The 14,203-nt window shown below is 37.5% G+C and carries 12 protein-coding genes; 7 read left to right on the forward strand and 5 right to left on the reverse strand.

What is annotated here, in order from left to right:
* Nucleotides 1-4 precede the first annotated feature (4 nt).
* From HBN50_RS04675 to HBN50_RS04685, 3 genes are all read right to left on the reverse strand, one after another.
* Nucleotides 5-379 (reverse strand): hypothetical protein, encoded by a 375-nt coding sequence (locus HBN50_RS04675; protein WP_273868319.1) that lies wholly within the window; start codon nucleotides 377-379, stop codon nucleotides 5-7.
* A 169-nt stretch (nucleotides 380-548) separates the two neighbouring features.
* Nucleotides 549-1,478 carry a CoA transferase gene (locus tag HBN50_RS04680; RefSeq protein WP_337961797.1) on the reverse strand — a complete coding sequence of 310 codons (930 nt, stop codon included), beginning with the start codon at nucleotides 1,476-1,478 and terminating at the stop codon, nucleotides 549-551.
* Nucleotides 1,456-3,525, reverse strand: coding sequence for a thioredoxin domain-containing protein (locus HBN50_RS04685; RefSeq protein WP_273868320.1), 2,070 nt, complete (start codon nucleotides 3,523-3,525; stop codon nucleotides 1,456-1,458). The genes HBN50_RS04680 and HBN50_RS04685 overlap by 23 nt, the downstream gene beginning before the upstream one ends.
* 287 nt (nucleotides 3,526-3,812) lie before the next feature.
* Here HBN50_RS04685 and HBN50_RS04690 point away from each other — a divergent pair, with 287 nt between their 5' ends.
* From HBN50_RS04690 to HBN50_RS04710, 5 genes are all read left to right on the forward strand, one after another.
* Nucleotides 3,813-4,700 carry a lytic transglycosylase domain-containing protein gene (locus HBN50_RS04690; RefSeq protein ID WP_273868321.1) on the forward strand — a complete coding sequence of 296 codons (888 nt, stop codon included), beginning with the start codon at nucleotides 3,813-3,815 and terminating at the stop codon, nucleotides 4,698-4,700.
* A gap of 81 nt (nucleotides 4,701-4,781) precedes the next feature.
* The gene (gene cmk / locus HBN50_RS04695; protein ID WP_273868322.1) at nucleotides 4,782-5,477 is read left to right on the forward strand and encodes a (d)CMP kinase; all 696 of its coding nucleotides are present in this window, start codon (nucleotides 4,782-4,784) and stop codon (nucleotides 5,475-5,477) included.
* 10 nt (nucleotides 5,478-5,487) lie between these two features.
* Complete coding sequence (locus HBN50_RS04700; protein WP_273868324.1) at nucleotides 5,488-6,558, forward strand: glycosyltransferase family 9 protein; 1,071 nt, start codon at nucleotides 5,488-5,490, stop codon at nucleotides 6,556-6,558.
* A complete protein-coding gene (locus tag HBN50_RS04705) occupies nucleotides 6,558-7,577 on the forward strand; it encodes a bifunctional heptose 7-phosphate kinase/heptose 1-phosphate adenyltransferase (protein ID WP_273868325.1) in 1,020 nt (339 codons plus the stop codon). The genes HBN50_RS04700 and HBN50_RS04705 overlap by 1 nt, the downstream gene beginning before the upstream one ends.
* The gene (locus HBN50_RS04710) at nucleotides 7,577-8,107 is read left to right on the forward strand and encodes a DUF4416 family protein (protein ID WP_273868326.1); all 531 of its coding nucleotides are present in this window, start codon (nucleotides 7,577-7,579) and stop codon (nucleotides 8,105-8,107) included. The genes HBN50_RS04705 and HBN50_RS04710 overlap by 1 nt, the downstream gene beginning before the upstream one ends.
* Nucleotides 8,108-8,575: 468 nt before the next feature.
* Here HBN50_RS04710 and HBN50_RS04715 read toward each other — a convergent pair whose 3' ends face one another.
* On the reverse strand, nucleotides 8,576-8,917 hold the full coding sequence (locus tag HBN50_RS04715; protein WP_273868328.1) for a hypothetical protein: 342 nt from the start codon (nucleotides 8,915-8,917) through the stop codon (nucleotides 8,576-8,578).
* Complete coding sequence (locus HBN50_RS04720) at nucleotides 8,901-9,932, reverse strand: hypothetical protein (protein ID WP_273868329.1); 1,032 nt, start codon at nucleotides 9,930-9,932, stop codon at nucleotides 8,901-8,903. The genes HBN50_RS04715 and HBN50_RS04720 overlap by 17 nt, the downstream gene beginning before the upstream one ends.
* Nucleotides 9,933-10,165: 233 nt before the next feature.
* On the opposite strand from HBN50_RS04720, the gene pheS reads away from it, so the two are divergent.
* A complete protein-coding gene (gene pheS, locus HBN50_RS04725) occupies nucleotides 10,166-11,227 on the forward strand; it encodes a phenylalanine--tRNA ligase subunit alpha (protein WP_273868330.1) in 1,062 nt (353 codons plus the stop codon).
* Between the two features lie 22 nt (nucleotides 11,228-11,249).
* A complete protein-coding gene (gene pheT, locus HBN50_RS04730) occupies nucleotides 11,250-13,673 on the forward strand; it encodes a phenylalanine--tRNA ligase subunit beta (protein ID WP_273868332.1) in 2,424 nt (807 codons plus the stop codon).
* The last annotated feature ends 530 nt before the right edge of the window (nucleotides 13,674-14,203 follow it).

The following is a 14,203-nucleotide window of genomic DNA, read 5'->3' on the forward strand; positions in this document are numbered from 1 at the left end:
ACTATTATTCATCATCCTTTGGTGCTCTTTGAACTGTAATCATTTTATTTACAATATTCGTACTACCTAGGGCCTTCGATTTCATCTTAGCGTAAAAGTAGTTGATGTGAGATGGGCGAATTGAATCACCTGTTTTTAGCTCAATGACTTGCGATTTCATGAGATCCCAAGCATTTCCTCTTTTGTTCATTTTCGTTGTTATCATATCCATAGGGATGAAATCACCTGTGTTGGTTTCAATGGCCATGGCCTCCGTGGTTGGAGTTACCAAATCAACTTCGATCTTTCTTAAAACAGTCTTAGCATTTGCTTCTGCAACAATCATTGTTGAGAGAACAATCGTCATAAGTGTTAAGGCGATTAGTTTCATTGTTTGCATAGAGACCTCCTAGTCTAGCTATGCCCTCCGTGGCTCCTCCTATGGTCAAACTCCTTTTGACTCTGTTGTGCTCTACTAATACAAACCTTGTGCCAAAAATAACTACCTGATTTTACATGAAATGCTTGAGGCAAGGTGGCCCCAAGTGGTCATTGTGACACCGCGTCACTTAGGCTTCGAAGATATCTAGGCAAAAGTGACCCTTATTTTGAAGAAGCTCGCCAAGTTCAGCAGCTGTCTTGGAATCAAAGACTGTTTGAATTTCTTTGTAGACATTACCACTTTCATCAAAGGCGTTAAGCTCCTTAGGCAGGGAGAGTGTTTCTAGAAAAGTTTGCCAAAAATGAGGTTCAATACTTCCAAGAGCAACGTATTTGCCACATTTTAAAGAATAAATATTGTAGCAAGGAAATTTGCCATTATGGAGCGCTAACGAATCTATATTGGATGGGGCCTTGAGTGGCCCTAGAGTTCTTTGAACTGCTTGTTCAAGTCCACTTTTAACGATGAGATTCCCTTTGTGTTTTTGCTTTTTTAAAAGGGCGGCCATAACGTCTGAGACGATTTGAGTTGAAAAAACAATGCCACCAAAAGGAAGTAAAGGTAGATGTTTATTCTCTTTCTTTTTAAGGTTTAAAAATTTTAAAAGGCCTTGTTGAGCAAGGACATTGAGATCGTGTAAATATTTTTTCTCATCCTCACTGGCAACTATCTCTAAAATGACCTTATCTTTCCAGTGTTCATTTTGATCGAGTAAATAATAGAGTTTCTCACGTTGCTTGGGACCAAGAGCGATGATTAAAACATCAGCTTGAGCTAGGAGAGCTCTGACTTGTGGCTCCTGTAGTTGCTCTACATTAGTTAGAGAGATGAGGTCTTTTTGCTCATTAATGACATCATACCATGATTGAAAGAGGGGGTTTCTCTTTGAAAGTTCAGAGTTGTTAAAAGGGTCTTCTCTAAGAAGGTCAATCTTTGTGACCTTCGCTCCATAGTCACTAAAAAGGTGCCCGGCCAAAGGACCGGGCAAGCGAGAAGTGAATTCTACTATTTGAATATCTTCTAAAAAGTCTTTTCTATTCAGCTTCTTGTCCTTGATCGTTTTTTGGAACTAGAGTGTTGATAAATTCATCAACACCAATTCCTGTTAACTCACAGGCCTCATGATTGCAAAGTTCAAAGCGATCTTCTTCACCTTCGTAATAATCAAGTACAAAGCGCGATAGAAAGTAAGGGAGGAAGTTTACAAATTTATCATTCTGTAACCAGTTCTTTGGAACCTTAATCGTTCTATATGCTTCTTTAGGATAAGTTAGGGCACGAAGGGCTTCACCTGAGCCAAGAGGGTTTTTAAGTACCTCGTGAGTCATGGCCTCCATATGCGCTTCTACTTGATCTGTGAAATCTCTATCTTTAAATAGAATGGCGGCTCTTCTTAAAAGAATAACAAACGTCGATGCCGGTGATTTAAATCCTGTATCAAAATTTGTAACATTTTGATTTGGATAGAGGTGGTGTTCGTTCATAGAGAGTGATCTTGTTTTAAAATTCGACTCATCTTTGAATTCTTTTAGAAGAAAGTTGATTGTGTCTTTAAAATTTTCTTTGAAAACAGGATTACCTGTCACTTCATAAACTCTGAGCATCGCTTCAGCAAAGAAAACGTAATCTTCGAAGTAGAGCATGCCGACATCTTTTGTTGTCGAGTGGCGGATCTTCATTCCTTGACCGTCTTTAGCGATAAGGAAGTTATTGTAAAGACCTTCAATGAGCGTGTTAAATAATTCTGTGGCCTGATTTTTAAGTGCATCAATCTTACAGTATTGAATAACATCAACAAGGGCAGAAAGAAGCATGAAGTTCCAGCTGGCAATTCCTTTATTATCTGTTGCAGGCGGGATACGACCTTTTCTATCTTTTAAAATCGCATCTCTTACTTTTCTAACAGTATCCCAACCTTCCTGTGTGTAGATTTCTTGAAGAAGGTCTTTATTAAGAGTGATGACATTTAGACCTCTGTCAAAATTTCCTTTCTCAGTGACATTAAACCACTTTAAAATATTGTCTCTATTTTTAGAAAGAAGTTCACTTTCATCATCAAAGTTATTTAGGGCATCTTCAAACTCTTCGAGCGTGTAAGTGAAGTAGAGTCCTTCGACACCTTCACTATCAGCATCTTGAGCACTAAAGAAGAACTTCTCTTCTCCAAGCATTTCTGTTTTCAAGTATTCAAGCGTTTTAAAGATGGCATCATAGACAAGAGGTGAACCATAAATGAGGCTTAGTTTTGAAAGAACTTTTAAAAAGCCCGCTTGATCATAGAGCATTTTCTCAAAGTGTGGAACAGTCCATGTCTCATCAATACTATAGCGGTGAATTCCACCTCTTGGATGATCACAAATACCACCAAGAAGCATTCTTTCAAGCGATTTAATAATATGATCACCATGCTCTTTTGTAATCATTCCTTCGAGCATTTGCTCTAGCGCCCACTCATAAAAACTAAATTGTGGAAATTTCGGAGCACTTCCAAAACCACCATTCTCTTCGTCTTTAAAATCCTTTACGGCCTCTAAAATGGCCATTGGAGCAGGGAAGTGTCCTTGGAATTCAACTTTATCTTTTGGTGTAAGGCCTTCTTCGATTGTTGTCGTAACTTTTTCGGCATTCTCTAGAACCTTATCATGATCTTCGTTAAAAGCTCTTTTGAGTTCATTAGCAAGGCCTAAAAATGTTGTCTCATTATCTTTACTTGTTAACGGGTAGTACGTTCCTACAAAGAAAGGTCTCATGTCTGGAAGTAAAAACGCTGATAGAGGCCATCCACCTTGTTGAGTGAATAATTGTGCAGCCGTTTGGTAGTAGTGATCGAGATCTGGAAACTCTTCTCTATCAACTTTGATATTGATAAAGTTCTCATTCATATATTCAGCGACTTCATTATTTGAAAACGATTCGTGTGCCATAACATGACACCAATGGCATGAAGAATATCCGATTGATAAAAAGATAGGCTTATTTTCATCCTTGGCCCTTTGAATGGCCTCTGGCCCATATGGCCACCAATGAATTGGATTGTCTTTATGTTGTAAAAGGTAGCTCGACTTCTCGTCGGCCAGTCTATTGAATGATCTTTGTTCGCTCATGGAAACTCCAGTTTTGAAAAAAAGTTACGAATATTCTCACCCGAGAAAATCTATATTAAAAGTCTCACCTCGTTATTATTGGAAACAACTGACTAATTTTATTGAACTTTATTGGCCATCGTTAACTTATCGTCACTTTTTCTTTTGACTTTTAGCGTTATAAATTCTTCAAACCACCCTTTACAAGAGTCCCAAATTAAGGATAGAAGCGCCTAGCAATGAAGTTAATTCAAAGTCAAATACATTTATTTAGCTCGTCATTAAGCGAGTTTGTGAATCTTTCGCGCATGAAAGTTTGGCTTTCTCACGTTCTTGTTTTTGGTCTTTTTTTCTACACAATGACCAACGTATCAGATTATATGAATGTGAGTGTTCTCTCTTATCATCCTCATTCAAAGTCTGAACTCAAGTCCATGACATCTTCACCTGTTGCGACTTCATTTACACAGGGAAGTTTCAACTTTCAAAATACTAAGTCCTTTAAAAAGACAGACCTCTCTAGAATTAGTGAACTCTCAAAAAGAGAATTTCGCTCCATGATTCTGCGCTCTCTTCCAAAGAAAATGAGAAGAAGAGTGATTCCCTATTTAAATGAAACTTTAAATATGGCCGCCCAATTCAATATCGATCCTTTTTGGGCCCTTGCTATCATGTGGACAGAAAGCCACTTTAATCCAAATGCCGAAAGCTATGTTCGAGCACAGGGACTGATGCAAATTATGCCTGGAACAGGACGCTATATTGGTCATAAATTAAATATGGCGGTTCCCCGTAAAGGTGTCGTTAAGTTTCTTAGAAATCCTAAAAACAATATAAAGATGGGAACTTTCTATTTAAACTATCTCTCTAAAAAGTTTTATGGAAATATTAAACTTGCAACTGTCGCCTATAATATGGGTCCTGGCTTTGTAAGAATGCGCCTTAGAACAAATCGTCCTGTTGGAGTTAAAAACCTCTATCTTAACAAGGTAACAAAACACTACAAAAAGCTCGTTAAGGTTTATAATGAAGAAATGCGATCAGTTCCAAGGCCTTATGAGCTTACATATGTTGCTAAGCATCCAAAGTTGACCTCTCTAGGTGATCTGGTTAATCTTCTTCCTAAAAAGAGCGAAACTAAACAAAAAACTCTTCTTTTGGCCTTTTCCGGCAAAAAAAATCCATTATTTTTTTAAGTCAAAGCACGGGGCGTCTAGTTTTAGTGTGTGCTCTTTGATAGATTTCTATGTCGAGTCTTAATTTAATCAGGTCGAAATATGGAATATTCAAAAGTTATCGCCATTGATGGTCCGAGTGGCAGTGGGAAATCTACAATTGCTAAGAAATTAGCAAGGTCTTTAAACCTTCTTTATATTGATACAGGTGCAATGTTTCGCGCGATTGCTTATCAAGTCAATGAAGAGGGAATAGAGCTCAACTGGTCTATGGGACTAGGGGATTTTATCTCATCAATGGATATGCAATACGGTCTTTCTGATGAATGTCTCATAAGTATTAATGGGCACAATCTTACAGATAAGATTCGTGAGCATCACGTTTCTAAACTAGCTTCTATTATTTCTCAGATTCCTGAAATTAGGTCATATCTTCTCGATTATCAAAGAAACCTCGCTAAGAATGATGTCTGTGTCATGGAAGGGCGAGATATTGGAACTGTTGTTTTTCCAAATGCCTTTTGTAAGTTCTTTGTGACAGCTTCAGTTGAAGTACGCTCAAAGAGAAGACTTGAGCAACTTGTAGAAAGTGGCGATGAGAATGTCACACTTTCTCAAGTGATGAAAGATGTGGAAAAGAGGGACAAAAGTGACATGAGTCGAGATGTTGCTCCACTGAAGCAAGCGAGTGATGCAAAACTCGTCGATACGAGCTCTATGAATATAGAATCAGTTCTTGAAGAATTGAAACTTGGAGCTTTGAACAAGGCACAGGAAGTCGGAATCACAATTCAATAAAGGTGTATTCTTGAGAGTACTTATCAATAGAACTGATGCCATTGGGGATAATTTACTAACAATGCCCCTTGCTAGAGCAATTAAAGAACATTTTCCTGAATGTCAGATTGGCATTATTACTTCACCACGCTGTGAAGATATCTACAAAGCTCATAAAGATATTGATAAAGTCTTTCTTTATGACAAAGGCGCAAGCTTTTTAAAGAATTTAAAACGTTCATTTTCTATTTTTAATTCATTTAAGCCCGATACATATTTCTTTGTTGGAGGCTCACATATTCCTTCACTTGTCGCTTTTTTGAAAAAGACGAATTTTCGTGGAGGTTTGAAATCGAAGTGGCAAACCTTTCTCTTTCTATCTAAGGGCGTTAGACAAAAAAGGTCCATCGTCTCAATGCATGAAAGTGAATACAATTTAGAACTTCTAAGGCCATTGATTCAACATATTCAGGAAGCACCTTTTTATCCACCTTCAATTCACTTGGAAGCTAATGAAGTGGAGGAGAGTCTCGATTTATTTTGGGATGACAGTCAAAAAGATGCGAATAAAGAGCTTTTTTTCATTCACCCTGGAATGACTGGGCACACACTCAATTGGTCCTCAAGAAATTATGGCCGATTGATTACAAGACTTGAAAAACGCTATCCCGAGCGTTTCCTCTACGTCATCTCACATACTCCCTCTGATGAGCGATTTCTTACGGGACTTAGAGAGCAAATACAATCTTTTGATGAGAATAAAGTTTACTTCTTTGATGGCTCTAAACGCGGTCTTCGCCACTACATGGCCGTTCTTTCAACGGCGAAACTTTTTCTTGGTCCCTCGACGGGAACAACTCACATCGCTAATATCTTAGGGGTTAAGACTGTTGGGATTTATTCGCCTATCAAGGTTCAATCTTCAATGAGATGGAGACCATTTTTTAATAGTCGAGACTCTTTAAGAGTCGTCACTCCCGATGTTGTGTGTGGAGAGCAATTTAAGTGCGCCGGAGAGTCTTGCCCTTATTTTGAGTGCATGGCCAAAATTGAAGTAGACGATATAATAAAACAAATAAATGAATTACTGGAGCATTCATAGTGAAATCACTAATCCAAAAAGACCGATTTGATGAAATCGTTTCTAAATTTAAAGACATTAAGCCCATTCTCGTTGTTGGTGATGTGGGTATTGATAAATATACTTATGGTGAAGTTAAAAGAATTTCTCCAGAAGCACCTGTTCCTGTTTTAGAAGTTACAAAAGAATGGCTTAAGTTAGGTCTTTCTGCCAATATTAGTGACAACCTTAAAGCTTTAGAAGTGAATTCTACATTGTGTGCTGTTGTTGGTGATGACCAAAATGCTAATGTCTTCGAAACGCTTTTAGAAGATTCTGATCTTTCTACTTGGGGGATTGTTCGTTGTGATCAAAGACCAACAGTTTTCAAAGAAAGAGTTATGACAACTAATCAACAGATCTGTCGTATCGACTATGAAAATTTAGATTATATTTCTGGTGATGTAGAAAATAAGATTTTTGCTAGAATCCAGGATCTCTCTAGTGGTCACGATTCTTTAATCTTAGAGGACTACGCCAAAGGTATGCTAACTGAGGGACTTATTCAAAAGTTAGTAAAGCTTTATAAAGAACAAAAGAAACTCGTTGCTTGTGATCCTTCAAGAACAACACCTCCTCTTTTTTATAAGGGAATTACACTTTTAAAGCCAAATAGAATTGAAGCAGAACTTATGGTTCAGTCTCTTGGTTATAAAGAAAAAAATATTGATAAAATTGCCAGTATTCTTATCGATAAATTAGAACTCGAAAAAATTGTTATTACTTTAGGATCTGAAGGGATGGCCCTTATTGATACTAAAGATGATGGTAAACTTAAAATTATTCCAACTGTGGCCAATGAAGTATTTGATGTTTCAGGTGCTGGTGATACTGCTATCTCACTGCTTGTTGCCTCTCTAAATGCTGGAGCAACTCTTGAAGAGGCTGCTTGGATAGGAAACTGTGGTGCAGGTGTTGTTGTTGCTAAAAAGGGAACGGCGACAGTTAATCAAAAAGAACTTGCTGATTTTCATCAAAAGCTTCTTCAATCTGTTAAATAATGAGTGATCTCAAACAAGCTTCCAAGGGTCTTTTTCTTGGAAGCTTTCTTTTTCATAATCAATACATCACAAAACAAGAATTGATCTCTTTTTGGGAGAGTGAATTTGGTGAATCGATCTATTTTCAGACCGATCACTGTCCCATGAAAGAGTATTATTCAAAAGAGATGGGAGACGTCGAAAAGTTGGAACGCTTCTTTCTCGTGAGTAGAGTTCCAATGGAAAGAGAAAGTCTTGTTTCACTTAAAGTTTGGGCCGATCAGCTCGAAAAATCGTATTTTCAAGACGATAAGAGAGTCTTTAATCTCGACATCGGCCTTTTGACTCTAGAGAATTTTAGCCTTGCTACCGGAAAGAGTTATGCTCATCGCATATATTTGGGGCAGGGTGTTTATAGCGATCTTAATCACACTTTTTCTAATAAATCTTTCGAGCCTCTACCTTGGACATATCCCGATTATAAAACCTCTGAATTTATTGATTATTTAAATTACTTAAGAGGAATTCTTTTTCTTTCATTAAAAAAATAACGAGAACTCTTTGGTCATTTTTAGACTCGAGATATAATTGATCTCAACTAAAAACCCGTCGAAAGGGCGAGATGTAGCGAAAGCTTATTCGAGCAACGTTTTTATCCTAAGGGGTGATACCTAGAGCGGATTAAAAACTACCGAAACGGTAAAAGCAGCTTTCTTTACAATTGGAGATCATGGTGATTTTCAGTTGAAAGACATGCGGGTCATAGAGGTGTGGTGAGCACTTCTTTGAAAGAAAGTTTTGTTTTTGGGGGTGATGATTGGGACCATAGCTTATTGGTGACATTCACGAGACATTCACCGAGTTCGTTTCTAAGGATTAATTCCTCTTAAAGTTTTGTGAGGAAATCTGCTTACCGGGAGCACTGGAAACGTCCTCAGAGTAGACTCTGTCGAGAGTTCTCTACTTACAAGCATGAGATTAATTTAAGATGGCCAGGTGAAATCCCTGGCCTTAGTTTTTTAGTCGCACTTTATTTTATTCATCTTTATTTTTCTTACTTTTTCTGGAACGTATTGAAACCCATCTTCTCCTGTTGAAAGAGCGTGTATTTCTATTTGATTATTCGTTAAGTAGAAAAGGCCTCCATCATCATCACCGCTACAGCGAAGTGACTGGTCCTCATTCCAACAATCAAAAATAAGTTCATGAGCTTTAACTTTTTCTTTTATAAAAAGATGTGCCTTCGTTTTATCTATTCTGATTTTAAGCTCCAGGTCAGCATCTAGCATTGTGCTCAAACAGCTTGCATAGACAGAGCTTGAAAAGAAAAAGAAAAGAATAATTCTATTCACTACATTCATTGATATCCTCGATGAGAGATTTTTTATAATTTAAAACAAGAGAGGGGCCTTTCTTTGCGAGATCATCAATCATTGGCCAATTGTCTTTATCAATAGAAGGGCAACCCGCACTTGATTGGTAGGGTGAGACGTGCATATGCTTGGCATCTGTTGCGGAACGATCATTGCTTTTATTCAGTCCAAAAAGAGCAATGCCGTGAGCGATTCCCTTTGGGTTTTTCTTTCGAATGGGACCGTAGTGCTTCCTGTCTTTCGCTGGATTTGTTGCAGCGTAATTAAAGACTTTAGATCCTGTAAAGAAAGCACCAACAAGTGTTGTCCCAAGTCCTGGTTTGTTTTTGTAGCCATTTTTTTTCTTACAAGTACCGTAACCAAGATTTGCAGTTTCAATTTTGTGAATAGGCTTTTTTCCACAAAGATCAATATAGTGCGAATTGGCCTGGCACTTAAAGATTCCACCATGGGTCTTTTTCAGATTATCTAGGTCATTAATAATAAATGTACATTTATTAGGAAGACCATTTTGCATTTTATTTAACCAGTCTTTGTGCTTTTCTCCTTTGAAAGAACGACTATGTCGATTCGTTCCACCACCAAAGCGATAGCACTTATTTGATTTAAACTCAGTTGAATTCTTTTTCATGACATTTAAAGCATATTTTAGAGCATCTTTTGGGATGTCTTTCATGGTAAAAAGCTCTCGGCAATTATCGAGCCATTGTTCACTTTGTCCATCGATTTGGCACTGTTCAGGGTATTGATCTAGATCCGGTTGAGACTCTGAGTCAGGGTTAACATGACACGTTTTCGTTGGAGGGGAGAGAGTTTCATCAATTTTACTCAAAATTTGATCACTTGAAGGCAGGCCTTTGTAGTTATTAGTTAGCTCTTTCACATCAGCTCGCACATTTTTATCGAGTTTGCTCGCCTCTTTGGCAACCTGCTGTTCGAATTGAGCTTGGTTGGCCATACAAGAAGTGAATAGGGTGATCAATGGTAGTAATATATTTCGCATAGTTAACTCTCTTAACTGTCCTATCGTCCAGTTGTCTTTAGAAGTTAAATAATTGCTATGAGCTTAATGTGATTACGGGGGGATGGCCTATTTACTTCACTCAGCACTTTACTGTTATAAAAATCTTCCAAGTTCCCAGAAATGCTGCGTGTTTACTTGATTTATTGCGTTGCGCATGGAAGAATCTGGCCAATTATAATTGAACAGTTAAACCTGCAAAAATAGGAAGAAAAATGATCGAGCAGCTAGAAAGTTTATTTGATAGCTTTGAAAAATCACTCCAGGTCTTAGAGACTCAGGCCGATGTTTTAAATTTAAAGTCCGATTATCTCGGTAAAAAAGGAAAGGTATCTGAAATCTTGAAAGGTTTGAAAGATGCGACTCCAGAGCAGAGAAAAGAGATTGGTCCTAAGGCCAATGAGATTAAAGACAAGATTCAACTTGAGATGACAAAAAAGCTTCAAGAAATTGAGATGAAAGAAATCAATGAGAAGCTTGCCCAAAATAAAATTGATATTACTTTTAAAAATAGCATCAAAGTAGGTGCTCAAAAACACGGTGGTTTTCACCCAAGAACATTAATTCGCCAAGAAATTGAAGATATCTTCCTTTCTATGGGATTTGAAGTTCTCGATGGACCGCATGTGGAAAATGAGTTCTACAACTTTGAAGCACTTAATATTCCAGGAGACCACCCCGCAAGAGATATGCAGGATACATTCTGGTTTAAAGACGAAAAATCAGAGGAAGGGAAAAAGCACCTCCTAAGAACTCACACTTCAACAGTTCAAGTTCACGGGATGCTCTCGAGAAAACCTCCTTTCCGTTTTATTGCTCCGGGAACAGTGTTTCGTTGTGAAAGAACTGATGCTTCACATGAGATGGTCTTCCAACAACTTGAAGGTATGATGGTTGGTAAAGATATCAGCGTTGGTAACCTCATCTATTTTATGAAAGTGGCCCTTAAAGAAATTTTCAAAAGAGATGTCGAAGTTCGCCTTCGCCCGGGATTTTTCCCATTCGTTGAACCAGGTTTTGAACTCGATATTAAGTGTCAGGTTTGCTCTGGAAAGGGATGTTCTGTTTGTAAGCAAACAGGTTGGGTAGAGCTTCTTCCATGTGGGATGGTTCATCCTAATGTTCTAAAGGCCGGTGGAATTGATCCTGAGGAATATAATGGGTTTGCCTTTGGACTAGGTCTAGACCGTCTCGTTATGATGAAATATGGAATCGATGATATTCGCCACCTGCAGAGTGGAGATCTTAGATTCAACGAGCAATTTAAAACATACTAAGAAAGAGAAAGGATAGAAATATATGTTAATTTCAACAGAATGGATTAAAGACTTTACTCCAATGCCTGAAGGACTAAGTCCTAAAGAAGTAGGAGAAAAGTTCACTCTTGGAACAGCTGAAGTTGAAGATGTTTTAACTGTAGGTGAGCATCTCGAAGTGATTCGAGTCGCTGAGATTTTAGAAATCGAAAAACACCCTGAAGCTGACAAGCTTAATCTTGTCACATTCAACTTTGGTGGCAAAGAAAATAAGAGAGTTGTTTGCGGAGCGGCCAACGTACGAGTTGGTTTAAAAACAATGTATGCCCCACTTGGAGTTACTCTTCCAAACGGTCTCACTCTTGAGCCTAAAAAAATCCGTGGCGTTCTCTCTGAGGGGATGCTCTGTTCAGAAGAAGAACTCGGATTTGCCGAAGAGTCTGCTGGTATTATCGAATTACCAGAAGATGCACAAGTTGGAGTGAACGCACTTGATTATTACAACGAAACAAAAGACATCATCTTGGACGTTGATAATAAATCACTGACTCATAGACCTGATCTTTGGGGACACTTTGGACTTGCACGCGAGTTCGCTGCTGTTTTTGAAACTGAACTTAAGGATCCTTACAATAAAGAATGGGAACAGAAAGTACTTTCAAAAATTACAGGAGAAACTTCTCCTCTTGTTCCTGTAGTCGACAAAGATTCTTCTTGTTTATCTTACTACGGTCTTTCTGTAGATGGAGTCTCTGTTGGAGAGTCGCCTGAGTGGATGAGAAAGAGGCTAAAGGCCGTTGGACTTAGACCGATTAATTCAATCGTTGATATTTCAAACTATGTCATGCTTGAACTTGGTATGCCAAATCACATTTTTGATCGTGAAGAGATTAAAGGTGCTCTTACAATCAAAAATCTTGGCTCAAAAGCAGAGTTCGTAACACTTGATGAAGAAAAGAGAAACCTTGTCGAAGATGATACGGTTATTTGTGATGAAAATGGCGTTCTTTGTCTGGCCGGAATCATGGGTGGTCTCAATTCTGGAGTAACTGATAAAACGACAAAGCTTTTCTTAGAAGTTGCAAACTGGAAGGCCGCTGAAGTTCGTCGAACATCAACTCGTTTAGGACTTCGTTCTGACTCTTCTCAGCGATATGAGAAAACCCTTGATTCAAAACTTTGTAAAAGAACACTTCTTCGTATGGTTGAACTCATTTTAGAGCTTAATCCAAGCGCAACAGTCGTTGGTAAAGTGGAATACGATGGGGTTGATCTTGATGCTATTGAAACAGTAAACGTCAAAACAAGTGTTGCAAGAGTTTGCAAGCACCTTGGAAAAGAATTAAGTGAAGACAAGATTCTTTTCATTCTCTCGAATTTAGATTTTAAAGTTGAGAAGAAAAATGACGAACTACTGATCACTGTTCCAAGTTATCGATCGACTAAAGATATCGAATGCGAAGCAGATATTTTTGAGGAAGTTGGACGTATTATTGGTTACGATAATATCGAACCACAGTCACCTAAATTAGATATTAATCCAGTGAGGCTAACTCCTGCTCAAAATCTTCACCGCTCTATTCGTGACTTTATGGTTTACAATGCTAATAGCTTTGAAGTGATGACATACCCTATGGTTGGAGAGAAACTTTACTCAAAAGCAAATTGGCCAATAGAAAATAATTTGGAGCTTATTAATTCTCTAAGCCGTGATACAGATCTCATGAGAACAAGTATGGTTCCAAGTTTTCTTGAGGCTTGTGCAGTTAATGCTAAGAACTTTTCTGAATTTAGATTCTTCGAACTAGGTAGAACATATCATGCTAATGAAAAAGACTTTTCAAATGAATCATCAAAGTTAGCAATTCTTTTCTACTCAAAAGAAAAAACTCCTTTTATGGAACTTGTTAATACCGTTGAATCACTTATGGATTCTCAGAACATTCCTGGAGATCTTTGCGAAGCTCATCCTAAGTTTAAAAATGAAATCATTAACGAAGACTGGAGTGGTGTACATCCATATGAGTTTTTAAATATTAGACTCATGGGTAAAATGAAAGGTGTTATTACTTCAATCCATCCACTTGTTCTTAGAAACTTCAAAGTAAAAGGACATGTCTCTTTAGCGATCCTTGATCTAACTCCACTTGAAGCAAGAGAGTTAAAAGATAAAACGAAGTATAAACCTCTTAGTAAGTTTCCTTCTTCTAACTTTGATTGCACTGTTGTTGTTAGCAACGAAGTTGCTGTTGGTGATATTGTAAGCATTAGCAAGAAGGCAAAGATTAAAGAGCTATCTTCATTTCAAGTTGTAGATACATTTCAATTAAGTGATTCAGAGAAAGCTGTTACTGTACGTGCAACATTTAGTGATCCTAATCAAACACTAAGTGGAGACTTTATTACTTCAGCATCTGACAAGATTGTTCAGTCTTTAGAGAAAGCTGGGTATCCTTTAAAAAAATAGCGTAGAAACTCCATTCACTATAAGTAAGTAAGTTAAAAGGCCTTCTCTGTATGAGAAGGCCTTTTTCGTTTTAGCTTCTGTAATCCTTTTAATTCCTATTAAAAAACTACTCTTATAAAAGTAGCTTCCTATCTTTATATAGAGGTAAAAGTTTGACTTAAGGAAAACTAATGCAAGTTATTAGTATTAAAGAGAAACCATGTAAGAATTACTATTATAAGAAAATGAAAAAAAAAGTTAAAAAAAAGAAAAAAAAGGGTTGACGAGAATATCTCAGATCTGTAGTATCCGATCTTGTCAGAAACACGAAACAAACTTCGAAACGAAAAACAAACGCTAAGAAGTCTAAGAGTAATCTAAACTTCAGTTTGTAAAAATTTCATGTCGAAAAAAAAGTTAAAAAAGTTCGTGACAAAGCAAAAACGCTGTTATAAATTGGCTGAGCTTTAAAAATGACAGTTCTTTAAAATTCAAATAGTTGTTAAAGTTTGCAGCTTCGGTTGCAAAACAGATGAGAAAGAATCCTTAGA

The sequence above is a fragment of the Halobacteriovorax sp. GB3 genome (assembly GCF_028649655.1).
GTDB lineage: Bacteria > Bdellovibrionota > Bacteriovoracia > Bacteriovoracales > Bacteriovoracaceae > BSW11-IV.